This window comes from Pseudomonas sp. B6(2017) (assembly GCF_002112765.1).
GTDB lineage: Bacteria > Pseudomonadota > Gammaproteobacteria > Pseudomonadales > Pseudomonadaceae > Aquipseudomonas > Aquipseudomonas piscis.
This window is the reverse complement of the sequence record NZ_NEIQ01000004.1, coordinates 307,885-333,019: the sequence shown is the minus strand read 5'-3', so window position 1 is coordinate 333,019 and position 25,135 is coordinate 307,885. Positions and strand designations below refer to the sequence as shown.

24 protein-coding genes are annotated in these 25,135 nt (G+C 65.0%); 19 read left to right on the top strand and 5 right to left on the bottom strand.

What is annotated here, in order from left to right:
* The first annotated feature begins 72 nt into the window (after window positions 1-72).
* From CAG11_RS09245 to CAG11_RS09210, 8 genes are all read left to right on the top strand, one after another.
* Window positions 73-972 (top strand): LysR family transcriptional regulator, encoded by a 900-nt coding sequence (locus tag CAG11_RS09245; RefSeq protein ID WP_022642800.1) that lies wholly within the window; start codon window positions 73-75, stop codon window positions 970-972.
* Window positions 973-1,128: 156 nt separating this feature from the next.
* Window positions 1,129-1,950, top strand: coding sequence for an ABC transporter permease (locus CAG11_RS09240; RefSeq protein WP_085596092.1), 822 nt, complete (start codon window positions 1,129-1,131; stop codon window positions 1,948-1,950).
* A gap of 3 nt (window positions 1,951-1,953) precedes the next feature.
* Window positions 1,954-2,748, top strand: a complete 795-nt coding sequence (locus CAG11_RS09235; RefSeq protein WP_085596091.1) for an ABC transporter ATP-binding protein — start codon at window positions 1,954-1,956, stop codon at window positions 2,746-2,748.
* Window positions 2,745-3,944: an acyl-CoA dehydrogenase family protein gene (locus tag CAG11_RS09230; RefSeq protein WP_085596090.1), complete on the top strand. Its 1,200-nt coding sequence runs from the start codon at window positions 2,745-2,747 to the stop codon at window positions 3,942-3,944. The genes CAG11_RS09235 and CAG11_RS09230 overlap by 4 nt, the downstream gene beginning before the upstream one ends.
* Window positions 3,941-4,879: a D-isomer specific 2-hydroxyacid dehydrogenase family protein gene (locus tag CAG11_RS09225; protein WP_085596089.1), complete on the top strand. Its 939-nt coding sequence runs from the start codon at window positions 3,941-3,943 to the stop codon at window positions 4,877-4,879. The genes CAG11_RS09230 and CAG11_RS09225 overlap by 4 nt, the downstream gene beginning before the upstream one ends.
* Before the next feature lie 154 nt (window positions 4,880-5,033).
* Window positions 5,034-5,843: a class II aldolase/adducin family protein gene (locus CAG11_RS09220; RefSeq protein ID WP_085596088.1), complete on the top strand. Its 810-nt coding sequence runs from the start codon at window positions 5,034-5,036 to the stop codon at window positions 5,841-5,843.
* Window positions 5,844-5,854: 11 nt separating this feature from the next.
* The gene (locus tag CAG11_RS09215) at window positions 5,855-6,817 is read left to right on the top strand and encodes an ABC transporter substrate-binding protein (RefSeq protein ID WP_085596087.1); all 963 of its coding nucleotides are present in this window, start codon (window positions 5,855-5,857) and stop codon (window positions 6,815-6,817) included.
* A gap of 37 nt (window positions 6,818-6,854) precedes the next feature.
* Window positions 6,855-8,054: a dipeptidase gene (locus CAG11_RS09210; protein ID WP_085596086.1), complete on the top strand. Its 1,200-nt coding sequence runs from the start codon at window positions 6,855-6,857 to the stop codon at window positions 8,052-8,054.
* A 7-nt stretch (window positions 8,055-8,061) separates the two neighbouring features.
* On the opposite strand, the gene CAG11_RS09205 is transcribed toward CAG11_RS09210, so the two are convergent.
* Together CAG11_RS09205 and CAG11_RS09200 are read right to left on the bottom strand one after the other, a co-directional pair.
* Window positions 8,062-8,811: a hypothetical protein gene (locus CAG11_RS09205; RefSeq protein WP_085596085.1), complete on the bottom strand. Its 750-nt coding sequence runs from the start codon at window positions 8,809-8,811 to the stop codon at window positions 8,062-8,064.
* A complete protein-coding gene (locus tag CAG11_RS09200; RefSeq protein WP_085596084.1) occupies window positions 8,805-9,821 on the bottom strand; it encodes a hypothetical protein in 1,017 nt (338 codons plus the stop codon). Before CAG11_RS09200 ends, CAG11_RS09205 begins: the two co-directional genes overlap by 7 nt.
* A 321-nt stretch (window positions 9,822-10,142) precedes the next feature.
* Between CAG11_RS09200 and CAG11_RS09195 the strand changes: the two genes are divergently transcribed.
* The 10 genes from CAG11_RS09195 (at window position 10,143) to CAG11_RS09150 (ending at window position 21,505) form a co-directional block, all read left to right on the top strand.
* Window positions 10,143-11,720 carry an FAD-dependent oxidoreductase gene (locus tag CAG11_RS09195; protein WP_085596083.1) on the top strand — a complete coding sequence of 526 codons (1,578 nt, stop codon included), beginning with the start codon at window positions 10,143-10,145 and terminating at the stop codon, window positions 11,718-11,720.
* Window positions 11,721-11,809: 89 nt separating this feature from the next.
* A complete protein-coding gene (locus CAG11_RS09190; protein ID WP_022642810.1) occupies window positions 11,810-12,307 on the top strand; it encodes a RidA family protein in 498 nt (165 codons plus the stop codon).
* 25 nt (window positions 12,308-12,332) lie between these two features.
* Complete coding sequence (locus tag CAG11_RS09185; protein ID WP_085596082.1) at window positions 12,333-14,801, top strand: TonB-dependent siderophore receptor; 2,469 nt, start codon at window positions 12,333-12,335, stop codon at window positions 14,799-14,801.
* A gap of 3 nt (window positions 14,802-14,804) precedes the next feature.
* On the top strand, window positions 14,805-15,767 hold the full coding sequence (locus tag CAG11_RS09180) for an aliphatic sulfonate ABC transporter substrate-binding protein (RefSeq protein ID WP_085596081.1): 963 nt from the start codon (window positions 14,805-14,807) through the stop codon (window positions 15,765-15,767).
* Between the two features lie 289 nt (window positions 15,768-16,056).
* Window positions 16,057-16,833, top strand: coding sequence for a 2OG-Fe(II) oxygenase (locus CAG11_RS09175; RefSeq protein WP_022642813.1), 777 nt, complete (start codon window positions 16,057-16,059; stop codon window positions 16,831-16,833).
* A 4-nt stretch (window positions 16,834-16,837) separates the two neighbouring features.
* On the top strand, window positions 16,838-17,587 hold the full coding sequence (locus CAG11_RS09170) for a tRNA-dependent cyclodipeptide synthase (protein WP_085596080.1): 750 nt from the start codon (window positions 16,838-16,840) through the stop codon (window positions 17,585-17,587).
* 74 nt (window positions 17,588-17,661) lie between these two features.
* Window positions 17,662-19,089: an MFS transporter gene (locus tag CAG11_RS09165; protein ID WP_022642815.1), complete on the top strand. Its 1,428-nt coding sequence runs from the start codon at window positions 17,662-17,664 to the stop codon at window positions 19,087-19,089.
* 13 nt (window positions 19,090-19,102) lie between these two features.
* The gene (locus CAG11_RS09160; RefSeq protein WP_085596130.1) at window positions 19,103-20,434 is read left to right on the top strand and encodes an LLM class flavin-dependent oxidoreductase; all 1,332 of its coding nucleotides are present in this window, start codon (window positions 19,103-19,105) and stop codon (window positions 20,432-20,434) included.
* A gap of 62 nt (window positions 20,435-20,496) precedes the next feature.
* Window positions 20,497-20,835, top strand: a complete 339-nt coding sequence (locus tag CAG11_RS09155) for a YegP family protein (protein WP_031321093.1) — start codon at window positions 20,497-20,499, stop codon at window positions 20,833-20,835.
* Window positions 20,836-21,001: 166 nt separating this feature from the next.
* The gene (locus CAG11_RS09150) at window positions 21,002-21,505 is read left to right on the top strand and encodes a hypothetical protein (protein ID WP_085596079.1); all 504 of its coding nucleotides are present in this window, start codon (window positions 21,002-21,004) and stop codon (window positions 21,503-21,505) included.
* Window positions 21,506-21,572: 67 nt separating this feature from the next.
* Here CAG11_RS09150 and CAG11_RS09145 read toward each other — a convergent pair whose 3' ends face one another.
* Both CAG11_RS09145 and CAG11_RS09140 read right to left on the bottom strand, forming a co-directional pair.
* On the bottom strand, window positions 21,573-22,460 hold the full coding sequence (locus tag CAG11_RS09145) for a dihydrodipicolinate synthase family protein (RefSeq protein WP_022642819.1): 888 nt from the start codon (window positions 22,458-22,460) through the stop codon (window positions 21,573-21,575).
* A gap of 33 nt (window positions 22,461-22,493) precedes the next feature.
* Entirely contained in the window at window positions 22,494-23,276 is a 783-nt protein-coding gene (locus tag CAG11_RS09140) for an aldolase (protein WP_053135387.1), read from the bottom strand.
* A 161-nt stretch (window positions 23,277-23,437) separates the two neighbouring features.
* On the opposite strand from CAG11_RS09140, the gene CAG11_RS09135 reads away from it, so the two are divergent.
* Window positions 23,438-23,980 carry a helix-turn-helix domain-containing protein gene (locus tag CAG11_RS09135; RefSeq protein ID WP_022642821.1) on the top strand — a complete coding sequence of 181 codons (543 nt, stop codon included), beginning with the start codon at window positions 23,438-23,440 and terminating at the stop codon, window positions 23,978-23,980.
* Window positions 23,981-24,102: 122 nt separating this feature from the next.
* Here CAG11_RS09135 and CAG11_RS09130 read toward each other — a convergent pair whose 3' ends face one another.
* Complete coding sequence (locus tag CAG11_RS09130) at window positions 24,103-25,122, bottom strand: DUF4917 family protein (protein WP_085596078.1); 1,020 nt, start codon at window positions 25,120-25,122, stop codon at window positions 24,103-24,105.
* Between the last annotated feature and the right edge of the window lie 13 nt (window positions 25,123-25,135).

Genomic DNA, 25,135 nt, shown 5'->3' with positions numbered 1-25,135 from the left:
AACTACACGGTCGAGCTAAAAGGTATTATTCTTATCGAACATTTTTCCAGTCATTTATTATGCGAAAAAAGAATGAAGATAGATGATCTGAACGCATTCGTGGCGGTGATCCGCTGCCAGACCATCAGCCAGGCCGCCGACGCCCTGCAACTGACCCAGCCGGCCATCACCCGCCGGGTGCAGAACTTCGAGGAGGCGCTCGGGGTCGAGCTGCTCGATCGCAATACCAAGCCGCTCAAGCCCACCAGCATGGGCCTCAGGGTGTATGGCCAGTGCCTGGAAGTGCTGCGCAGCATCGATGCGTTGAACGAGCTGGTGGCCAGTGACGGCGCCCCCAGCGGCGCCCTGCGCATCGGCGTGCCACAGACCATCGGCGATGTGGTGCTGCTCGATGCCCTGAGCCAGTTGAAGGCCCTCTACCCGCAGTTGCAGACCTCGGTGGCCACCGGTTGGGGCAGCCACCTGCTGGGCAAGGTCGAGAACGGCGAGCTGGATGTGGTGGCCGCGCTGTTCCCTGCCGGCAAGGTGTTTCCCGAGGCGGTGGTGGGGCGTTCCCTGGCCAGCATGAGCCTGGTGGTCGTGGCGGCCCGGGGCGAAGCACGCAAGCGCTCGTGCAAGCTTGCCGATTGTTACCAGCGCGGCTGGGTGCTCAATCCCGATGGCTGTGGTTTCCGCGCCGGACTGCAACGGGCCCTGAGTGCCCAGGGCCTGTCGCTGCAGATCAACCTGGAGACCTTCGGCACCGAGCTGCAACTCGGGCTGATCGCCAATGGCCTGGGGTATGGCCTGGTGCCGCTGCCGTTGCTGGAGAACAGCAGCCACCGGGACAAGCTGGAGATAGTGCCGGTCAGTGATTTCAAGCCGGTGATCGACCTCTGGCTGATCCATCCGCGCTTCCTCGGCAACCTCCAGGAGCCGGTGAGCATGTTCGGCGAAATGGTGGCCGCCCGTGTCGGCCAGTCACCGTCCTGAACGGCGTGGACAGCTCGCCGATATTAAAGTTAATTGCATATATCGATTGTCAGTTAATGCAATTTTTGTATATTAATTTAGAACCAAAACGAATTTCACGGACGTTTTTTATGTAGTTAGCATGGGATTCGAACGCGCTGAAATAGGGATGTTGAAATGCCTGAGCAAGCCCCGCTCAAAGTCTTCGGCCATTGGACCGCAAGCCCTGGATACCGGGTCCTGGTGCAGCTGCTGCTACGCCTGGCCAGCCCCTTGCTGCTGCTCTTGCTGTGGGAGCTGGCCGCGCGCACCGGGTTGTTGCCGGCGCGAGTCATCGCCGCCCCCAGCACCATCGGTGCCACCCTGTGGCAGATGCTGGGCAGCGGTGAACTGGGCGGGCATCTGTGGGTGTCCCTCAAGCGTGCGTTCGCTGGCCTGGCCATCGGCGTCAGCCTCGGTACGCTGCTCGCCCTGTTGGCTGGCCTGTCACGCGGTGGCGAGCTGGCCATCGACTCGCCGATGCAGATGCTGCGTACCTTGCCGTTCCTGGCCATCGTGCCGCTGTTCATCCTCTGGTTCGGGGTCGGCGAGACGCCCAAGATCGCCCTGATCGCCCTGGGCACCACCTTTACCATCTACCTCACGCTGTTCTCCGGCATCCGCAGCCTCGATCCCAAGCTGGTGGAAGCCGCGACCCTGCTGGGCCTCAAGCGCTGGGAACTGATCGTCCACGTGATCCTGCCCGGGGCCCTGCCGGCATTCTTCGTCGGCCTGCGCTACGCCTTCGGCATCAGCTGGCTGGGCCTGGTGGTGGTGGAGCAGATCAACGCCAGCGCCGGCATCGGCTACTTGGTCAACGACGCCCGGGACTTCATGCGCACCGACGTGATCGTGATCTGCCTGCTGGTCTACAGCGTGCTCGGCCTGGGCATCGATGCCCTGGTACGGGGCCTTGAACGTTTCGCCCTGGCCTGGCGGCCGACTTTCATCAGGAGTTGAGCCATGCACCTGTCATCTTCGCCACCGGGCCCGACTGCCGCTGGCCATTCGTCGGCCGCTGTCGAAGGCCGTGGCATCACCCGGCGCTTCGCCGGGCAAGCGGTGCTCGACGAACTGGACCTGGACATCGCCCCGGGAGAGTTCGTCGCCCTGCTGGGCCGCAGCGGCTCGGGCAAGACCACTTTGCTGCGCGCCCTGGCCGGCCTGGAACCCATCGACGCCGGGCGCTTGCAGGTACCGACGGCCATGGCCGCGGTGTTCCAGGAGCCACGCTTGATGCCCTGGAAGCGCGTTTGGCGCAACGTCGCCCTCGGCGTGCGTGGCGAGCAGGTGCGCCAGCGGGCCCAGGCGGCGCTGGAGGAAGTGGGCCTGGCCCATCGCCTGGCTGCCTGGCCCGGCACCTTGTCCGGTGGCGAGGCCCAGCGCGTGGCCCTGGCCCGGGCCCTGGTGCGTGAGCCGCAGCTGTTGTTGCTGGACGAACCCTTTGCCGCCCTCGACGCGCTGACGCGGATCCGCATGCATCGGTTGATCATCCGCCTGTGGCAGGCCCATGCCCCGGCGGTGCTGCTGGTGACCCACGATGTCGATGAAGCCCTGCTGTTGGCCGACCGCGTGCTGGTGCTGGCCAACGGGCGCATTGCCGAACAACTGCCGATCCGCCTGCCGCGCCCGCGCCAGGCCGGCCTTCCCGGGTTCCAGCAACTGCGTGGGCAGTTGCTGCAATTACTGGGCGTCGAAACCGAGGCCGAGCCGGCCTCCCTTGTTGCCCCACCACTGAGCAGGATTGCCAGCCGATGAGCCTTTGCACCGAACCATCCATCGCCACTGCGGCGTCCCTTGAGCTGGACTCCGTAGCGTTCGCCGACCTGCTTCAGCAGTTGAGCGAGGAGTTTGCCGCCACGGCGGCCCACTATGATCGCCACAGCGAGTTTCCCCATGCCAACCTGCAACGCCTGCACCAGCATGGTCTGCTGGCCTTGACCGTACCCCGGGCCCTGGGCGGCAGCGAGGCGACCCTGGCCCAGGCGCGGCGGGTGGTCGGCGCCGTGGCCCAGGGCGAACCTTCTACCGCCCTGGTGCTGGTGATGCAGTATCTGCAGCACACGCGCCTGCAGCAGAACACCGCCTGGCCCCTGCACCTGCGCCAGCAAGTGGCCCGCGAAGCGGTGCAGGATGGGGCGTTGATCAATGCATTGCGGGTCGAGCCGGACCTGGGCACTCCCGCTCGTGGCGGCCTGCCGGCGACCCTGGCGCGGCGGGTCGAGGGCGGCTGGTCGCTCAGCGGTCGCAAGATCTACTCCACCGGCATTCCCGGGCTGACCTGGCTGGCGGTGTGGGCCCGCAGCGACGAGCCCGAGCCCCGCGTGGGTACTTGGTTGGTACACCGTGACAGCCCGGGCATCCGCATCGAGGAAACCTGGGACCATCTGGGCATGCGTGCCACCGGCAGCCACGATGTGATCTTCGACGAGGTGTTCGTGCCCCTGGAACAGGCGGTGGACATCCAGCCGGCCAACGTCCCGCGACCTTCGGAGCTGGACAGCAAGGGCGTGCTCTGGCTGACGGTCTTGCTGTCGTCGATCTACGACGGGGTGGCCCGCGCCGCCCGCGACTGGTTGCTGGGCTGGCTCGCTCAACGGGCCCCGGCCAACCTCGGCGCGCCGCTGTCGAGCCTGCCGCGTTTCCAGGAGCTGATCGGGCGTATCGATGCCTTGTTGCTGAACAACCGGGTACTGCTCGACGCCGCCGCCGAAGGGCGGATCGCCGCCAGCGAGGCCACCCAGGTCAAGTACCTGGTCACCAGCAACGCCATTAGCGCGGTGGAGTTGGGGATCGAGGCCATCGGCAACCCGGGGCTGGCCCGGGGCAATCCCATCGAGCGCCACTATCGCGATGTGCTGTGCAGCCGCATCCATACGCCGCAGAACGACGCCATCCTCGGCGCGGTGGGGCGTGCCGCGTTCGCCTTGCCCAGCCGTGGAGCCCAGGTGTGACGCGCATCGCCAGCCAGCTCGATGCAGCCTTCAACCGGCAGTTGCGCCAGTGGCTGCCCGGGATCGAGGTGCTGGACCTGCCCCGGGGCATTCCCGTCGGCTTGCCCACGGATATCCAGGTGCTGCTGGCCGCGCCCCATGCCGATTTTCGCGACGCGGCGCAGCCACCGACCGGCTGGCCCTTCGGCCTGGGTTTCGTGCAACTGGCCAGTTCCGGCCTGGATTATTTCCCGCGCTGGCTGTTCGAGCACCTGCCGGTGGCCAGCGCCCGGGGCTGCACTGCGTCCAGCATCGCCGAGTTCGTCCTGGCGGCGATCTTCGCCGCCGCCAAGGGATTGCCCCAGGTGTGGGTCGAGCGCGCCGAACATTGGCAGCAACGACCGCTGGCGGCGGTGGCCGGCAGCACCCTGGGCTTGTTCGGTTTTGGCAGCATTGCCCGGGAGCTGGCACCCAAGGCCCTGGCGCTGGGCATGCGGGTGCTGGCCTTGCGGCGTTCGCCGCAGCCTTTGCAGGTGCCCGGAGTGGAAGCGGTGAGCGACCTGGGGCAACTGTTTTCCCGCGCCGACCACCTGTTGCTGGCGGTGCCGCTGACCGAGCAGACCCGCCAGGCGATCGACGCCGATGTGCTGGCCATGGCCAAGCCGGGGCTGCACCTGATCAATATCGCCCGGGGCGCGCTGATCGATCAGCCGGCGCTGCTCAAGGCCCTGGACAGCGGGCGCATCGGCCTGGCCAGCCTGGATGTGGCTGATCCCGAGCCGTTGCCCGAGGGGCATCCGTTCTACCGCCATCCACGGATTCACCTGTCGCCGCACACCTCGGCCAACTCGCCCGGGGTCTACCTGAATATCGCCCGGCTGCTGGAGCGCAACCTCCGGCGTTGGGGCGATGGTTTACCCCTGGAGAATCCGGTGCAGATCCAGCGTGGCTACTAGCCTGCGGTGCCTAGGTCTTGCGGTGATCGCCAGGCAAGGCCCATGGCGGTTTGTGTCGCCGCTGCCGAAGGCTGCGTAGCAGGCGCGGGGATCTTGAGACCGCAGAGGGGCAGGCGGGAGCAGGGTATTGATGAGCACTTCAAGGAGAGTGGATATGACCGCACATTTTCGTCCCGCGGTGTATGACTTGCCCCGCGATGGGCATACGGTTTTTCGCTGGGAGCACCCGCCGCGCCAAGCCAGCGTCGAGCTCGAGCGATTGCAACGCAAGCAGAGCCTGGCGGCGGCGTTCCGGGTTTTCGCCCGGTTGGGTTTCGACATGGGGGGGGCCGGGCATATCACGGTGCGCGACCCGGGGCGCCCGGAGCATTTCTGGGTCAACCCGGTGGGGGTGTATTTCGGCCATGTACGGGTCTCCGACCTGTTGCTGGTGGACCCCGACGGCGCCATCGTCGAAGGCGAGGGCGCGTTGAATCTTGCAGCCTTCGCCATCCATGCGGCGCTGCACCAGGCCCATCCCGAGGTGGTGGCCGCCGCCCATGCCCACTCGTTGCACGGCAAGGCCTGGTCGAGCCTGGGTCGCCTGCTGGACCCGCTGACCCAGGATGCCTGCGCCTTCTATGAGCGGCACGCGCTGTTCGACAACTTCTCCGGGGTGGTGCTGGAGGCCAGCGAAGGGGCGCGGATCGCCGCTGCCTTGCACGGGCACAAGGCGCTGATCCTGCAGAACCATGGCCTGCTCACGGTGGGCGAGACCGTCGAGGCGGCGGCCTGGCGCTTCATCGCCATGGACAACGCCGCCCAGGCCCAACTGCTGGCGGAGGCTGCCGGTACGCCCCGGCCCATTCCCCATGAAGTGGCCCGCCACACGGCGCGCCAGGTGGGCACCGAGTTCGGTGGCTGGTTCAGTTTCCAGCCCTACCGCGAGCGCATCCTGCGCGAAGAAGCGGATTTTCTCGATTGAGGACAGCCAGCATGCAGCGTCGTCGTTTCCTGCAACTCTCGGCCCTTGCCGGCCTGGCCGGCGCCTTGCCGCGCCTGGGCCTGGCAGCCGCCACCGACTGGTCCGGGGTCACTTTGAACGTCGCCACCTACAAGGGCGCGGCCCCGAGCTTCTTTACCCAGGCGGGTATCGAACCACCCCCTTACCAGGTCAGGTACGCCGAGTTCACCGGCGGCAACCTGAGCTTCGAGGCCCTGGTCAGCGGCACCCTGGACATCTCGCCGATGAGCGAGATCCCGCCGATCTTCGGCATCAAGAACCAGGCCCCGGTGAAGTTGATCGCGGTGCTCACCGGCGACGTCAACAACCAGGCCTTCATCGTGCCCAAGGGCTCCACGGTGCAGTCGGTGGCCGAGCTCAAGGGCAAGCGTATCGGCTACATCCGTTCCACCAGTTCCCATTACTTTTTACTCAAGGCGCTGAAGGAGCAGGGGCTGGGTTTCGCCGACATCGTGCCCATGGCCCTGACCCCGCAGGATGGTTTCGCCGCGTTCCAGAACGGCGCCCTGGATGCCTGGGTCAGCTTCGGCTACTTCATCCAGCTGGCCGAGTTGCGTGCCGGGGCCCGGGTGCTCAAGACCGGGCAAGGCTACCTGTCGGGCAACTACGTGATCGCCGCCAACCAGCAGAGCATCGCCGACCCGCGCAAGCATGCGGCGATCACCGACTACATCCTGCGCGAATACCGCTCCTGGCAGTGGATCGCCAGCCACCCCGAGGAGTGGGCGACCCGCAGCGCGCAGATCCTCGGCATGCCCCGGGAAGTGTTCCTGGCCCAATACCGCGCCCAGAGCGGCCCGCGCTTGCTGCAACCGGTGGACGATGCGGCGGTGAAGTCCCAGCAGGACGTGGCCGATCTGTTCTACGAGGCCGGGGTGTTGCCCCAGCCGCTGGATGTTTCCGGCCTCTGGGACCGCAGCTTCCATTGGGGCTGAGGGCCTGAGTGTCCTTCCAACCGGCCCTGGAGGCCCCATGCTGCGCCGATCCTTGCTGACCCTGGCCCTGGCCAGCCCCTGGGCGCTGGCCCAGGAGCCCGCCGCGGCCCTGCACCAACGCCTGACCGTACTCGACAGCCACCTCGACACCCCGATGCAGCTGGCCCGGCCGGGCTGGGACATCCGCCAGCGCCATCGCTACCAGGACGACCTGTCCCAGGTCGATCTGCCACGGATGCGCGAGGGCGGCCTGGATGGCGGCTTCTGGGCGATCTTCACGCCCCAGGGGCCGCTCGATGCCGAAGGCCGGACCCAGGCCAGCGAGCACGGCCTGGCGGTGTTGACCCGAATCCGCGACCTGGTGGCCGCCCATCCCCAGGACTTCGCCCTGGCCCTGCGTGCCGAGGATGTGCCGGCCATCGTCGGCCGTGGCCAGCGCGTGGTGTTCATCAGCATGGAGAACGCCGAGCCCCTGGCGGCCGATCCCCAACGGCTGCTCACCTACCATCGCCTGGGCCTGCGCATGCTGGGGCTGGTGCATTCGGCCAACAACGATTTCGCCGATTCGGCCACCGCGTTGCCGCAATGGCGGGGCCTGAGCCCGGCCGGACGCGAGCTGGTGAGCGCGGCCAATCGCCTGGGAATCCTGCTGGATGTGTCCCATGCCTCGGACCAGGTATTCGACCAGGTGCTGGCCCTGTCTACGGCGCCGATCATCGCTTCCCATTCCAGCAGCAGGGCCATTACCCACCATCCACGCAACCTGGATGACCAGCGCTTGCGCCAGCTGGCGGCCAAGGGCGGGGTGGTGCAGGTCAACAGTTTCCCCAGCGACCTGATCGACGCCGTCCCCAACCCCGAGCGTGCCAAGGCCCTGGGGCCGCTGTACCGCGAGTTTCGCCTGGCCGCCAGCCTCGGCCCCGGACAAGTGGCGGACCTGGCAGAGCGCATCCGCCAGGTGGAAGCCCGCTACCCGCAACCCAGGGCGACCCTCGACGACTACATGAAGCACCTGCTGCATATCCTCGACGTGGTGGGGCCTGAGCATGTGGGCATCGGCGCCGACTGGGATGGCGGTGGCGGGGTCGAGGGGCTGGAGGATGTGACGCAACTGCCACGCATCAGCGAACGCCTGCTGGCGGCGGGCTACAACGAAGCCGACCTGGCGAAGATCTGGGGCGGCAATCTGCTGCGGGTGCTGGCAGCGGCCCAGGCCAAGGCAGTTGCGGATAACTGAGCCCAGGTCAGGCCAGGTGAAAGGCTTGCCTGATTCGCTGGAGCACGGCGGGCAGTTCTTCGTTCAGGCCAAGGGTTGCCGGCTCAATCGACTGTTCGGCCAGCAGCGCCAGGCACCGGCTCAATTCCTCGGCGATGGCTTGGGGCAACACTATTGATCGGGGGGCCAGCAGCACCGAAAGGCTGAGGATGTCGTTGCGATGCTTGCGAATATTCCTGCTATCGACACTTTCACCGTTGCTCTGTTGCTGGGTCAGGTTCAGCCAGGCATGAGCCTTGAGGGGGATCAGGCGATCGGCCCCGATGTGGCTGATGAAGTCGGTTTGCTGTATGCCGCCCAGCAGGAAGTCGTAGTAACGGTCGTCGAGCAGGATGGCGGACAGGCTCGATACGGCTTCTTCGACGGGAAGCGGGCTCAAGGTTGCCCCGTCGGCGAGGTCGATTCCACTGGGGCTGCGTGAGAAAAGTTCGAGCTGCGCTGGAAAGCTGTCGTCTTGCGGTGTGGTGAATCGATAGAAGACCGGCCTGTCGTTACGTTGCCTGATCCGATAACCGCCATGGCGCACAAAGTCCCAGAAGCTGGCGGCGAAGGAGCTGTCCAGGGCCTCGACGATCAGCACGATGTCCAGATCCCTGGTGGCCCTGAATGCCTGGCCGGCTTCCTCCATGCTCAGGTAGGCGGCTACCCCGCCGATCAGCACATAGCGATCGCTGTAGTCGGCAAAGAATTCTCGAAAGCGCTCCAGCCCCTTCACCACTGCATGTCTTCCTCCAGTTGGCCCAGGGCGATCTGGATCCGTTCATCCTTGCTCTCCTGCAGGCTCAGGAGCAGCGAGAAAGGATCGACCCAGGGTTTGGCCCACGCATAGATCGTGGGTTCGTAGGACCAGATTTCCAGCGCGCAGGCTGCTTCGTCCCGAGCGACTTCGATGATCGTCGCGTCGATGCCCTGGAGCCTGGCCAGGGTTTCACTCGAGCAGGCATAGATCGGCAACCGGGGGGCGACCAACAGTGTCTGGCCTGCCAGGGCCGACTCGCCCGCGAGCAGCAAAGGCTGCCCATCGAGCTGCGGGACCGTATTCAGCCACAGGGTTCTCCTGGTCGGGGAGCGCATGTGTTTCCTGGCGTTGCGCCAGAGCTGGCGGGCAGGAGTATGGATCTCGATGTGTTGCTGGCGATCTGCGCCCAGCGTGACCAGATCCAGACTCTTGAGCTCCTTCACTGCCCGCGAGATGGTCATCTTGGAGTATTTGAACGGTTGGCCCAGGGTCGCCTGGGAGAGCTGCAGGGAGGATGTGCAGTTGTTCATCAGCAGGTGAATCAGCATGGCTTGGGTCGCCGGGCTCAGGTGTTCGATCTTTTCCTGACGGGCCCGGAAGTATTCCCGCAGATCCAGGCCCAGCTCGGGAATGAACAGCTGGTTGCCTGGCACGATGAACTGCACGCCTGCTTCGATTAGCCGCTTGCGTTCATAGGAAGCCAGTGCGGGCGCCACCAGCAGCAGTGGTGCATCGGTCAGCTTGCGCAGGGCCTGCAGGTGTTTCTTGATATCGGGAAGGCTGATGGACACCTGCTGGTTTTGCATGAGCACGATACAGGCCTGCCCCAGCAGCTTCATCTCCAGGCAGGAATAGGTACTGGTCAGGTAATGGGGGAGTTTGGCGGCCTGGGACCAGGTAGCGAATGTTGGCCGGTCGCCTAGCACGGTTTCGATATAGGCGGCCAACAGCAGCAGATCTGCTTCGATTGGCTGGAAATCTTGAGTCATGACTCATCCTTGGTAACTATTTTTTTGAACGGTATCATCATAAATGTTACCGTTCAATAATTATGTTATAGACGTAGGCGAGTGGAGCCAGGCGAGTCTTTTCCACGCAGTGCACTGAGGCTATGCAGGGGTGAATATTTATGCGTGTGACGCAGTTCATAATCGCTTGAATATGAAACAAAGTAATATTTGCATATGCTTAAAATGTATTTCTCTTATTAAATAAGCGCCCCTAGGATGGCTTTCCATAGACCCAAGTGACTGCACAAGTCGCCGGGCTATAACCGAACGTACTATCCATCCGCAGCAGGGAGCGCTGGCATGCCACTGACCAGAAGACAATTGATCGCCCGTATCGCCGCGGTCGGCGGCGTCCAGGCGGCGAGCGCGGTCCTGGGCTTGTTCGGCATGGCGGGCAATGCCGAGGCGGTCGAGGAAAACTACGCCTCGTTGCCGGCCATACCGGTGGGCAAGGGCGCCAGGGTGGTGGTGATCGGTGCCGGGATCGGCGGCCTGGTCAGTGCCTATGAGCTGCACAAGGCCGGGTTCAAGGTGACCTTGCTCGAGGCCCGCGACCGGGTCGGCGGGCGCAACTGGACGGTGCGCGGCGGCGATCGGGTGGAGTACAGCGATGGCAGCGCGCAAGTGGCGCGCTTCGATCCGGGGTTCTATCTCAATGCCGGCGCCGGGCGCCTGCCCAGCCACCATCAATTGATGCTCGGCTACTGCCGCGAGCTGGGGGTGGAGCTGGAGGTGCTGGTCAACACCAGCCGCAATGCCCTGGTCCGCCCTGACTTGAACCAGCCGGCGCTGCAGATCCGCCAGGCGGTCAATGACAGCCGCGGGCATTTTTCCGCACTGCTGGCCAAGGCGGTCAACCGCCACGCCCTGGACCTGGAACTGAGCGCGGCGGATCGCGACAACCTGCTGAGCTTCCTCAAGACCTGGGGCGACCTGTCGGACAAGCTCGAGTACCTGGGTTCGGCCCGCTCCGGCTACAAGGTCTGGCCCGGGGCCGGCGACCAGCTGGCGCAGAAGAACGATCCACTGCCCTTGCAGACCCTGCTCAATCCGGCGCTGACCACGGCGCTGATGATCGACGAATACCCGGAGTTCTCGCCCACCATGTTCCAGCCGGTGGGCGGCATGGACCGCATCCCCCAGGCCTTTGCCCGGCACTTGAAGGGGCAACTGCGGCTGCACAGCGAGGTGCGCTCGATCAGCAACCGCCAGGACAGCGTCGAGGTGACCTACCTGGACCGGCGCACCGGCCGCAGCCAGCGCCTGGTGGCCGACTATGTGATCAGCTCCTTGCCCTTGCCGCTGCTGGCCCGGGTCGAGAACAACTTCAGCGCACCGGTGCGCCAGGCCATCGCCGCCGTGCAGTTCGGCTACGCCAACAAGGTGGCCTGGCAGTCACGGCGCTTCTGGGAGAGCCAGTACCAGATCTACGGCGGGCTGTCCTTCATCAACCAGGAGGCCTCGGGGCTGTGGTATCCCAGTGGCGGCTTCAACCAGCCCGAAGGGGTGCTGGTGGCGGCCTACAACAATGGCGAGACCGCGCGCAAATTCGGCGAGAAGAGCCTGGCCCAGCAGATCGAGATCTCCCGCCAGGCAGTGGAGCTGCTGCACCCGGGGCACAGCCATGAACTGCGCAATCCGCTGGTGATCGCCTGGAGCCGGATTCCCTACAACTTCGGGCCCTGGATCAGCCATGAAGTGGTCGAGCCGGACTACAGCCTGCTCAACCAGCCCCAGGGCCGGGTCTACCTGACCAGCGACGGCCTGGCCCACAGCGGCGTGGGTATCTGGCAGGAGGCCGCCGCCGGCGCCGCCCGCCGGGTGGTGCGGCAACTGTTCCAGCGGGCGCAAGGCGCATCGCTACAACAAACGGCCTGAACCGGCCGAGCATTCATAAAAACAGCGGTAACCCATGCCGGGTAGCGGACCTCCGAGGCTGGCAACCACAACCTTGGGAGCGTCTTTGCATGTCTTTGAAAAATACCGTCGTAGGGCTGGGGCTGTTGTTCGCTGCCGCCAATAGCTGGGCCGCAGGAATTCAGCGCATACCGTCCACCTATCCCAATTCGCCGATCCTGCAGGCCGTGACCCTGCCGGCCAATAGCGAGGTGACCTACCTGTCCGGCCTGTTGCCGGACCCGGTGGACCCCAAGGCCGCCAAGGAGCAGATCCACGCGGTGGGCAATACCGAGGCCCAGGCGCGGGTGGTGCTGGGCAAGGTGCGGGCGATCCTCGCCAGCCAGGGCTTGGGCCTGGGCGATGTGGTGCAGCTGCGCATCTACCTGGTGGGCGATCCGGCCCTGGGCGGCAAGCTGGACTTCGATGGCCTGCAAACCGCCTTTCGCGAGTTCTTCGGGACCCAGGAACAGCCGCTCAAGCCAGCCCGGACCACGGTGCAAGTGGCGGGATTGGTCCTGCCCGGTGCCTTGATCGAAGTCGAAACCGTTGCCGCCCGAGCGCGCTGAGCATTCTTCGAAAGGATCTGAAGTCATGGGTATTTCCTTGCATAAAATCGCCTTGGGCGCTGCCCCCCTGGGCCTCGGCCTGCTGGGCCTGGCCCCGGCGCAACAGGTGCTGGCCGCCGACGAGACCCTGGGCACCGTGGTGGTCACCGGGGTGCGTGGCAGCCAGCAGCGCACGGTCACCGACAGCCCGGCGCCGATCGATGTGATCGACAGCGAGCAACTGCGCAGCATTGGCCAGAACGGCCTGAAAGAGATGCTCGGACGGCTGCTGCCGTCGTTCAACGTGCCCACCATCAACGGTGGCGGTACCGCGTTCCTGGTGCGTGGGGTGAGCATGCGCGGCCTGGGCGGCGACCAGGTGCTGGTGCTGATCAACGGCAAGCGCCGGCACAACTCGGCGCTGATCAACAACGGAGCGCGGGTCGGTAACGCCTCGGTGCCGGTGGACCTGGACCTGATCCCCACCGCCGCCATCGAGCGTATCGAGGTGCTGCGCGATGGCGCGGCGGCCCAGTACGGTTCCGACGCCATCGCCGGGGTGATCAACATCATCCTCAAGCGCAATGCCGAGGGCCTGACGTCCGACACCAGCCTGGGCCAGTACTACGACGGCGACGGCACCACCGGCCACGAGGCCTTCAACTGGGGCAGCAAGCTGGGGGACAGCGGCGGGTTCATCAACCTGTCCTGGGACGCCAAGCTCCAGGAACCCTACGAGCGTTCCAGCGCCGCCAGCGGCCAGCTGTATTTCAACCAGCCCGATGGCTCGCCCGACCCCAGGGAAAGCCATCGCCAGGGCTGGGGCACCGAGTACGGCCTGGGGCGCGATCGCACCACCAGCCTGGCCTACAACGCCGAATTGCCCCTGGAGGACGACCTCAAGCTGTATTCGTTCTCCACCTTGAGCTACCGCAACAGCAACAAGGACCTGGGGCACCGCAAGCCCACCGACATCACCAGCCTGGCCGGGGTGCCCAACGCCCCGTATCCCAACGGTGGCCAGGCCCGCCGTGAAATCCGCGAGACCGATTTCCAGGTCGCCGGCGGCGCCAAGGGCCTGTTGGGCGGCTGGGACTGGGACCTGTCCAGCACCTATGGCAAGGATCGTGGGGTGCTGGACACAGCCAACAACCTGAACATTTCCAACGGCCCCTACAGCCAGCACGACTTCCACCTGGGCAACCTGGTGTTCGACCAGTGGACCAACAACCTGGATTTCTCCCGGGCCCTGGACATCGGCTGGAGCAGCCCGCTGGAGACATCCTTCGGCGTGGAATACCGCTGGGAGAAGTACGCGCTGGAGGAGGGCGAGGCCAACTCCTATAACCAGGGCAGTTATGTCCCGGCCACTGGCCCCTTCGCCGGCGTGGTGCCCGACCCGGGGCTGTTCTCGGTCAACGGTACCACCCCCGAGGACGCCTACAGCCTCAAGCGGCATAGCGAGGCGGCCTATATCGACCTGGGCCTGAACATCACCCCCAACTGGTACGTGGGGGCGGCGGCGCGCTACGAGAAGTACAACCTCGGGGTGGGCGACACCACCAGCGGCAAGCTCACCACCCGCTACGAGTTCCTGCCCGGCTACGCGGTGCGGGCGGCGGTGAGCAACGGCTTTCGCGCACCGTCCCTGGCCCAGAGCGTGTTCTCCACCACCAGTACCGTGACCCAGTTCGGCGCGGCCGGCACCACCACTTCGGTGCGCACCAAGCAGATGCGTCCCGATTCGCCCGAGGCCATCGCCCTGGGCGCCAAGGACCTGGAACCGGAAACCTCGCGCAACTACAGCCTGGGCTTTACCGCCGAGCCCACCGAGCGCCTGCGCCTGACCGCCGACTTCTACCTGATCGACATCGACAAGCGCATCCTCCAGACCGGCATCCTCAAGGGCCCGGCGGTGTCGCAGATCCTGGTGGAGAACGGCCTGTCGCCCAACCTTGCCGGGCAGTACTACACCAACGCCGCGGACACCCGGACCAAGGGCGTGGATGTGGTGGCCGACTACAGCCAGTCGTTCGGCGAGTACGGCACGGCCAAGTGGAGCATCGCCTACAACCACAACAAGACCACCATTCGCGACCTGGCCGACACCCCGGCGGCGCTGTCGCGGCTGGGGGCCGGTTATGTGCTGTTCGACCGCCAGCAACAGATCGACCTGACCCAGTCCACGCCCAAGGACAAGTGGATCCTGTCCACCAACTACAAGGTCGGCGACTGGACCACCAACCTGCAGCTGACCCGTTTTGGCGAATACACCGAAGGCTCGAACATCCCGGCCAACGACCGGACCTACAGCGCCAAGTGGATCACCGACCTGGACGTGGCCTACGACGTGACCCAGAACCTCACGGTGGCGGTGGGGGCCAACAACCTGTTCGATGTCTACCCGGACAAGATCGGTCTCAAGGCCTGGGCTGGCACCTACGAGTACGGGATGTTCTCGCCCTACGGCCTGGGTGGCGGCTACTACTACAGCCGCGTCAGCCTGGCGTTCTGAGTGATGGCCGAACCTACCGGCAAGTCCTGGCGCCAGCGCTTGGGCCAAGTGATCGCGCTGTGCGGCGGCTTGCTGCTCGGCGCCCAGGCCCTGGCCGAACCGACGCTGCGGGTCTCCAGCCAGAAGCAGTCGCTGAAGATCCTGCTGCAAGCGGCTGGGGAGCTGGAGCAGGTGCCGTATCCCATCGAGTTCGCCTCGTTCGCTGCCGCCGCGCCCACCGCCGAGGCCCTGGCCGCCGGAGCGGTGGACATCGGCAGCCTGGGAGATGCGCCGTTCGTGTTCGCCGCCGCGGCTGGGGCGCCGCTCAAGACGGTGGGGGTGATCAAGCTCAAGGTCACCCCCACGGCGGTGGCGATCGTGGTCAGGGACGCCTCGCCCTTGCAGGACGCCACCAGCCTCAAGGGGCGGCGCATCACCACCACCCGGGGGTCCATCGGCCATTTCCTGGCGCTGGCGGCGCTGCGCTCGGTGGGCCTGCATGGCAGCGATGCGCAGTTCATCTTTCTCCAGCCTGCCGAGTCACGCAGCCTCTTGAGCAACGGCCAGGCCGACGCCTGGGCGACCTGGGACCCCTACACCAGCATGGTGCAGCTGGAAGGCGGCACCCGGGTGCTGGTCAGCGGCGCGGGGTTGTTCGCCGGGCATATGCTGCTGGTGGCCAACGACCAGGCGATTGCCGAAAAACCTGCGCAGATCGCCGATTTCCTGCGTCGCCTGGGGCGTGCCTATGCCTGGGCCAACCAGCACCAGGAGGAGTTCTCGCGGATCCAGGCCGTTTACAGCGGGCTGCCGGTGGAGGTGCACCTGCGTTCCAACCGTTATGCCGAACCTCGGCGTATCGCCGTGGGGCCGCCGGTGGTGGAAGACCTACAACGCACCGCCGACCTGTATCGGGAAGAGGGCATCATCCAGAAGTCTTTCGAAGCCTCGGCCCATATCGATCGGCAGTTCAATGAAGTTGAATGAAAGATGGCGATTTGATTAATAAAACTCAGGAGGAAAGAGCAACTATCCAGTTGAAGATGTGAATCTTTCAAGTTAACTATCAGTGAATTTAATACTTGTTCCGCAGCCTGTTAAAAGGACCTGTGATGGCCGGTATTTGCCTGATTTTCGATACGTTTTTAAGTTTGGATATTAGAGATAAAGGGTATTTCACAAGCCTTGGGGGACTGCCTAAGGTGGCCTTGCAACAAATTCTTACGTTCCATCCAGATGCACTTCATCGCTACTTCCAGGGAATAAGGGAGCTTGCATGTTCACAGTCACTACTGCCGACAAACTTGAAGCGCGGCACATTATCGATGTGGTGGAAAAACGCTCTTACGGCGTTCAGCTCAAGGGTTTCTGTCCGCCGGATACCTTGCAGGTGGCACGCGACCACCTGTACCAGCAGGATCTGCGCAGCGCCTTCAGCCAGCAGCAGGAGTTCGTGCGCATCGGCAAGGCCTATATCGAGATCCAGGATGAGCAGAGCCGGGCCGAGTACCACGCCCTGGCGCTGCCCAACATCCGCAAGATCCGCAACCTGTTCCGCCCACTGGCCTCGCCCATCGATGAGCTGCGCCTGCTGCTGGACGAGGTCTGGCCCCAGGGGGCGCACCTTTTGCAAGTGGACGGGCAGAAGTGCTTTGTCGGTATCGCCCGTTTCCAGGGCTCGGGGGTCGATCTCACGCCCCATACCGACAAGCTCGAGCGCAATGCGCCAGAGGGCCACAGCCCACCGTTGCTGACCCAGCTGTCGACCAACATCTACCTGGAGATTCCCGAGGACGGTGGCGAGCTGGAGATCTGGGGCATCGAGCCGGACGAAGAGGAATACGAGCGCCTGCGCGGCGAACGGGCCTACGGCATCGAACGCCACCTGCTGCCGCCGCCGGACTTCGTGGTCAAGCCCGAGCCCGGCGACCTGATCCTGCTCAACCCGCGGCTGATCCACGCGGTGCGCCCCTCGGCCACCAGCACCCGGGTCACCCTCGGGGTCTTCATCGGTTACTACGGCGAACAACAACCTTTGGCCTACTGGAGCTGAATTCATGAGCAAGGTGCAGGAAATCAACCTCAAGGCCTACTTCAACAAGGGCGGCGAAGAGCATCAGTTCGAGGGTAAGCGGGTGGTACTGGCGGTCAGCGTCGGCCAGGAGTACCACGAGGACCAGAAGCTGCGCTCGACCATCCACCTGATCAACCAGTCCGGCTTCAGCCACGTCAAGGTGGTGGTGGCCGACACCCTGCAACGGCACAACAAGCATGGCCAGTCGCCGGGGGAGGCGCTGTCGGCGGCGATCCGCGATGGCGATGCCTGGCTGGCGCGCAACCAGGTGATCCTCGATGGCCTGCGGGTGCCCTACCACATCACCCGCTGGAACCAGGAGCTGGCCAGCGATCGTTATGCCGAACTGCGCCAGCAACTCAACCAGGTCTACCAGCAGCAGGCGGAACTGCGCGAGGCCATCGACAGCACCATCGGCGTGTTCATCGAGCGCCTGCGCCTGCGTGACGAACACGCTGATCTGGAGCGGGCGGCGGCCCAGTGCCGGGAATACATCCTCGAGGAGATCCCGATCATCCTGCCGCTATGGGCCGACGAGGGTTACCACTACGTGCTCTATCCACAGCAGATGACCACGGCCATGGCCACCAGCCGCGACTTGCTGATCGAGCCCCACAGCCCGGACCGGGTGCGCTGGTTGCCGCTGAAGTTCAAGAAGCGCGGGATCCCGATCCCGTTCACCTTGCCTGGTGCCATCCACCCGAACTGGACCAGCGGCGCCATCGCCATCTGAGTCCATGTTTTTTTCTGCCAATGGCCGTCGCCTTGGGGCACGGCCAACGGGATTTTTGAATTCAAGGAGTTTCCATGGGCGTTTTTGCGCAACAGCAACGCAAATGGTGGGCCTTGCTCGGAGTGAGCATCGCCAGTTTTCTCGGTTGTGTGGATTTCACCATCGTCAATACCGCGCTGCCGGCCTTGCAGGCCGACCTCGGGGCGGCGGTGGACAGCCTGCAATGGGTGATCAACGGCTTCATCCTGGCGTTGTCCAGCTTCATGGTGCTGGTGGGGCGGCTGGCCGACCTGCACGGTCGCAAGCGAGTGCTGTTCATTGGCCTGAGCGTGTTCGGCCTGGCTTCGCTGGCGGCGGGCCTGGCCGGGCAGATCGACACCCTGATCGCGGCCCGGGTACTCCAGGGGCTGGCTTGCGCGGTGCTCTACACCGCCTCGGGCGCCATCGTCTCCAGCACCTTCGACAGTGCCGAGCAGGGCCGGGCCTTCGGTGTGCTGTTCGGGGTCAACGGCGTGGGCCTGGCGGCCGGGCCGGTATTGGGCGGGCTGATCACCAGCAGTTTCGGCTGGCAGTGGATCTTTTTGATCAACGTACCGTTCGTGCTGCTGAGCCTGGGGATCTGCAGCTTCAGCGTCAGGGAGTCGCGAGCGGCGCAGGCCGGGACCCGGCTCGACGGCTGGGGCGCCTTGCTGTTGCTGATCGGCCTGCCGAGCCTGGTGCTGGTGATCGTCCAGGGCGCGGCCTGGGGCTGGGGATCGCCGCCGGTCCTGGGCCTGGCGCTATTGGCGCTGCTGGCCCTGGGCGGGTTCGTGGCAGTGGAGCGGCGGGTCGCGGCGCCGATCATCGATCTCAAGCTGTTCGCCAACCGGCGTTTCGTCGCGGCGGTGGTGGCGAGCTTCAGCCTGGCGGTGTTCTATTGCGTGGCGTTCTTCGTCATGCCGCTGTACCTGGCGCAGATCCGTGGCGCCTCGGTGCAGGCCAGCGGCCTGTTGCTGCTGCCTACCACCCTGGGCGTGGCGTTGCTGTCGCCGCTGGTGGGGCGCCTGGTGGACCGCAAGGGGCCGGGGTTGTTGATCAAGGCCGGGCTGGCGCTGTTCATCCTGTCCGCGCTGTTGCAGGCCGGGTTCGAGCGCCAGACATCGTTGCCCTACCTGCTGGGCGCCTTCGTGGTCATGGGCCTGGGCTGGGCGAGCATCCTCGGGCCATCGACGGTGCTGGGGATTTCCTCGGTGCCCCAGGAGGTGGGGTCGGTGGCCATGGGCTCGCTGATGACCTTGCACAATGTCGGCGGCGGTATCGGGCTGGCCGTGGGCGTCGGCTTGTTCCATCAGTTCGCCGCTGCGCCGGCGGGCGATGTCCAGGCGGCCTTTCTCAATGGTTATCAGACGGTGATGGGCTTCCTGGCATTGGTCAGCCTGCTGGCCTGGAGTGCGGTGAGCCTGTTGCTACGCGCCGCAACCGCCCCGGCGCCGGTGGCGCAGGAGGAAACCAGCCGTGGCTGAGCGCGGCGGGCAGATGGGGCTGGGAGCGTTTCTTTCCGGCTCCGGTGCCCATGGCGGTAGCTGGCGTCACCCCCTGGCGGATGCCGATGCGTCGTTGAATTTCGAGCGTTACCGCCACTATGCGCAGACCCTGGAGCGGGGCTGTTTCGATGCCCTGTTCCTCAACGACAACGTGGCGGTGGGCGAGCTCGATCCGCGGGTGTTGGCCCACAGCTCCTACAGCCTGCGCTGGGACCCCTTGACCCTGCTGCCGGCCCTGGCGGTGGTGACCCGGCGTATCGGCCTGATCGCTACCGCCAGCACCTCCTACAACGAGCCGTACAACCTGGCGCGCAAGTTCGCCTCCCTGGATCACCTGAGCGGCGGTCGGGCTGGCTGGAACCTGGTGACCGGGCTGATCGGCGGCGAGAACTTCAACCATCCCCAGCCCCCCGAACATGACCTGCGCTACGAGCGGGCCGAGGAGTTCTTCGATGTGGCCAGCGGCCTGTGGGACAGCTGGGCCGATGATGCCTTTCCCCGGGACAAGGCCAGCGGCGTGTGGCTGCACCCGCAGCGGATGCACCTGTTGCAGCATCGCGGCCGGCACTTCCAGGTCCAGGGCCCGTTGAATGCGCCAAGGCCGGTGCAGGGCTGGCCGGTGATCGCCCAGGCCGGCTCCTCGGGACCGGGGCGCGAGCTGGCGGCACGCTGCGCCGAACTGGTGTTCACCGCCCAGACCGACCTGGCCCAGGCCAAGGTTTTTTATGCCGGGCTCAAGGAACGGCTACCCCATTACGGGCGGCATGCCGGCCAGTTGAAGATCTTCCCGGGGATCGCTCCCACCGTGGGCCGCAGCCTCAACGAAGCCGAGGAGAAGTATCAGCAGTTGCAGGAGCTGCAGGATCCCCAGGCGCAGCTCAAGGCCTTGTCCTATCTGCTGGACCTGGGCATCGACCTGTCGCGCCTGGCGCTGCATGCGCCAGTACCGTTGCCGGACGACGGCAGCTCCACCGAACGCCACCAGAGCCGGCGGCAACTGGTGGTGGAGCTGATTCGCCGGGAGCGGCCGACCGTGGCCCAGTTGCTGCGCAGCCTGTCTGCCAGCGGGCACAAGGTGCTGGTGGGCACCCCGGAGCAGATCGTCGATGAACTGGTTACCTGGTACCAGGAGTACGCCGCCGATGGCTTCAATGTGCTGTTCACCCACCTGCCGGGGGCCATCGACGACTTCGTCCGGCTGATCACCCCGCAGTTGCAGCGGCGAGGCCTGTTTCGCCAGCGTTACACGGGGCGCACTTTGCGCGAGCACCTGGGGCTGGCACGGGTGGCGAACCGTTTTTTCAGTCCGGGGCGGCATGGCTGAATCGTCAGCAGCGGCTTTACTGAACCAGCGTAACGCCCATTGATCAGCCAAGGAGCGACAGCATGTCTGGATGGTATGAGTTGAAGAAAAGCAGCAACGGTCAGTTTCGTTTTGTGCTCAAGGCTGCCAATGCCGAGGTGATCCTCACCAGTGAGCTGTACACCACGCGCGCGGCAGCGGAAAACGGCATCGCCTCGGTCCAGGCCAACAGCCCGCTGGACGAGCGCTATGAGCGCAAGAGCGCCAAGGACGGCAAACCCTATTTCAACCTCAAGGCAGCCAATCACCAGATCATCGGCAGCAGCGAGCTGTATTCCACCGATGCCGCGCGGGACAAGGGTATCGCCAGCGTCAAGAGCAATGGCCCGACCCACAACATCAAGGACCTGACGGCGGTCTAGCCCATGACCGGGCCCGGCCGCCGGGTGGTAGTCGGCGTCCGTGGTGCGGTTTCCTGGAGGCGGAATTTTGTCGACAAGGGCCACGCTGGTTTATCCTGCGTGCCGGATCATCCTGGAGCGAACCAGGGTGAGGCCCTCGAACACTGTCCAAGGGAACTGCGACATCATGCTTCGTTCGTTGATTGCGCTGCTCGCGTTGTTGGCGCTGGGCGGCTGCCAGACCTGGCACAGCCTGCCTCCCGTGCAGCTGGAGCCGGCGCGCGAATTGCCGGTGATCCACGTCAGCGGCATGGGTGACCTGACGTCCGCGCCACTGCGCGAGGCCCTGGCCCGGGGCGGGGCCTTCGCCGACGTGCAAAGGGGGCATGACCCCGAAGGCTACAACGTCATCGTCCTGGCCCAGAGCGATCTGGAGGACCAGCACAACCTGCCCCTGACCCTGCTCAGTGCCTGCACGCTGTTCATCGTGCCGGCACCGGTGAGCTGGAACAGCCAGATGATGTTCCACTTAAGCCGTGGCGATCGCCCATTGGCCAAGTACATGATCGACAACCGCACCCGGGCCTGGCGTGGGCTGTTCAACCCCGATGGCGGGCGCAACGAGCATCTGCAGCGCATCGCCGACGACTTCATCGCGCAGATGCGCAAGGATCCCAGTTGGCGCGAATAGCGCCGTGGCACCAGGCACAAGGCCCGAGCGGTTCGCACCGTTCGGGCCTTGTACTTTCAGCGGCAGTTCAAGCCAGCTGGTGCAACAGCCCCTGCAATTGCTGGCGGGCGGCCTGGGCCAGGGGGAACACCGGCCGACGCGGTTCGCCGGCGGCCAGGCCCGTGAGCTCCAGGCCAGCCTTGACCGTGGCAGGCAGGCCGCCCTTGAGGATGAACTCCAGCAATGGCAATTGCCGGTAGAACAGGGTGCGGGCGCGCTCCAGGTCGTTGTCGCGCATCGCCTGGTAGAGGTCGAGGTTGAGCTGCGGGATCAGGTTCGCCGCCGCGGTGCACCAGCCACGGGCACCGGCGGCGAAGGCTTCCAGCGCCAGGGGGTTGCAGCCGTTGTAGAACGGCACCTGGCCTTCGCCGAGCAGTTGCAGCTTGTGCATGCGCTGGATATCGCCGGTGCTTTCCTTGACCAGGGTGACGTTCTCCACGCTGTGGAAGATCTTCAGGATCAGCTCCACCGACATGTCGATGCCGCTGGTGGCCGGGTTGTTGTAGAGCATGATCGGCACGCCGATGCTGTCGCCGATGGCCTGGTAGTGAGCGAGGATCTCGGCCTCGCCGAGCTTCCAGTAGGAGGCGGGCAGCACCATCACCACATCGGCGCCCCGGGCTTCGGCGAAGCGCGCGCGGCGGATCGCCTTGGCGGTGGTCAGGTCGGAAACGCTGACGATGGTCGGCACCCGCCGGGCCACGTGGCGGATGCTGAATTCACTGACCTGTTCCCATTCGGCGTCGCTCAGGTAGGCGCCTTCGCCAGTGCTGCCCAAGGGGGCGATAGCGTGTACGCCGGCATCGATCATGCGATCGATGGAGCGGCCGAGGGCTTCCAGGTCCAGGCCTTCGCCGTGGGCACTGAAGGGGGTGACGGTGTAGCCGATGATGCCGTGAATGTTCGGGGTGGACATGGTGCAACTCCTGCAAGGCATGAAAGGGGCGGATCAGTTCAGGCAGTCGGCGTGTCGTTTTAGGTTTTGCCGGGCGTAGTAGTTGAAGGCCGCGCCGTGGCGCTTGGGCTTGGAGATCCAGTCGTGGGCTTCGCGGCCCAGCTCCGGGAGGATCGGCTTGATGCTGCCGGCAGCCATGGCCAGCAGTTGCAGGCGCGCCGCACGCTCGATCAGTTGGGCGATCACGCAGGCTTCCTCGATGCTGGCGCCGGTGGACAACTGGCCGTGGTGCGAAAGCAGGATCGCGCGCTTGTCGCCCAGGGCCGCGGAGATGATCTCGCCTTCCTCGTTGCCCACCGGCACGCCCGGCCAGGCTTCGAGAAACGCGCAATCCTCGTACAGCGGGCACAGGTCCATGTGCGAGACCTGCAGCGGCACTTCGAGCATCGACAGCGCGGCGACGTGGGTCGGGTGGGTGTGGATGATGCAGTTCACGTCCGGCCGGGCGCGATACACCCAGCTGTGGAAGCGGTTGGCCGGGTTGGGCATGCCGTGGCCTTCCAGGACTTCCAGGTCCTCGTTGACCAGCAGCAGGTTGCTGGCGCTGATTTCGTCGAAGCCCAGGCCCAGTTGCTGGGTGTAGTAGGTGCCCGGCTGCGGTCCGCGAGCGGTGATCTGCCCGGCCAGGCCGGAGTCGTGACCGTGCTCGAATAGAATGCGGCAGGTCAGGGCCAGCTTTTGCCGGTCGGTCCACGTATTATCCGCCAGGGTATTGTGCATCTGGGTCAGGGCTTGCTTGACCAGTTGCTCCTTGGGCAATGCTAATGTCTTGGCCATTTTCGGGGTCCTTTGATCGGTGCGATGGACGTCGGGTCTACAGCTCACCCGCTGCTTGCGAGGTCGTTGGGTGAGCGCGAATGACACTAAAGAGGCTATATGACACTTTGTGTCATTGGCAAGCGCCAATCGTTGCTTCCTAGATGGATTAATCGCTCTACATGTCTATCCGTTTGAAATTATTGAGAAAAAAACTTGGCGTGACCCTGGAGGCCCTGGCCGAGAAATCCGGCATGACCAAGAGCTACCTGTCCAAGGTCGAGCGGGGGCTGAACACGCCGTCGATTTCCGCCGCGTTGAAGCTGGCCAAGGCCTTGAACGTCAAGGTCGAGGAACTGTTCGCCGAGGACAGCATCAGCCTCGACAGCTACAGCCTGGTGCGCAGCCACGAGCGCCAGTCGCTGGCGGCCAATGAACAGGCCCCGGGTTATGCGGTGCTGGCCCATCAGGTCAGCGAGCGCAACCTGCTGCCGTTCATCATCTACCCGGCCCGGGAGTTCAGCGACAAGACCTTCAAGGAGCACCTGGGGGAGGAGTTCCTGTTCGTCCATGAAGGCCGGGTGGAAGTGGATTTCATGAACGAACGGGTGGTGCTGGAGCGTGGCGATGCGCTGCATTTCAACGCGCAGAAACCCCACCGCATCCGCTCCCTGGGGGATGAGCAGGCGCAGTTGCTGGTGGTGGTGCACAGCGCCGAGGAGTGATGCGCTACACCGTCGCTGCTGGGCTGGCGAAGCGGCGACAAGGCTCGCCGGGCCGTGCGCCAATCTGGTTGCCCGGGTGATCGTGCGGCAGCGGTCACACGGGGCGTTTGTGGTCGATTGGCTCAGCGCTCTACCGGGACTGCCAGCGCCGGGTCGCCCAGGGCGTGGGTCCTGGAGTCGAAGAAGCGCAGGTTCAACTCCACGCCTTCGAACAGCTTGGCGTAGTGGCGCTTCTGGTGCTGGACGAACGCCGGGCTGCGCGGGTAGACGGAGATGGCCAGGCTGCCGGCGCCACACTGGCGGATCGCCTGGACCAGGTGGGCATCCTGGGGGCCCAGGTTATGGCCGAAGATGCACAGGGCACCCTGGTGGTCCAGTAGCTGCTGGTAGCAGAACGACAAGTAGTCGCTGCTGCGGATGGTCTTGAGCTTGTCCGCCAGGGGGCCTTCGTTGACGAACAACGGCACGTCGTCCAGCGTCTTGAGGGTGTTGTTGATGGCGAAATTGCCCAGCAGGGTGCCTTCGGTGGAGGTCAGCTTGCGTGCGCTGCCATCGAGGTTGCGCACCAGGTGCAGGCCGCCGTGCAGGTAGAGAATGCGGGTTCCAGGGGGCTGGGTGCCAGCCAGGTCGAAGGCCGGTTCGCTGCCCTGGAACAGGTCGTTCAGGCCCTGGGGGGCATGCTGCACGGCCCAGTAGTTGAGCAAGTCGTAGTTACTGGTGAATACCGTGGGGTATCGCCGAAATTCGCCGTTGATCGCCGCCAGGCTCTCGGGTTGTACCAGGCTCCAGGGAAGGTGCATGGCGTGCACGCTGTTGATCAGCGCTTCCTTGATCGCGTAGTAGCGGTTGCGCGGTGCCGCCGAGCTGATGGCCAGGGCCTTGTTGACTCGGCTGGTGGTCTTCAGCGCACCCAGGACCTGCTCGAAGCTGCGGGTCTGCAAGGCCTCGAACACGCTGAGCTCGGATTGGCCGAGGGGTTTTTCCACGACGCTGCGGACATTTTCGAACAGCGAGTCGTAGGCGAAGTCTTTCCACACCGCCCGGCTGGCGCCGTTGCCGATCAGCAGGCCGGTGAACCGGGTGCTTGCGCGCAGGGCATTCCAGTCTTCAAGTTGGGCATCAAATTCCTGGAAATCCTTCATTGCGGTCATCGGT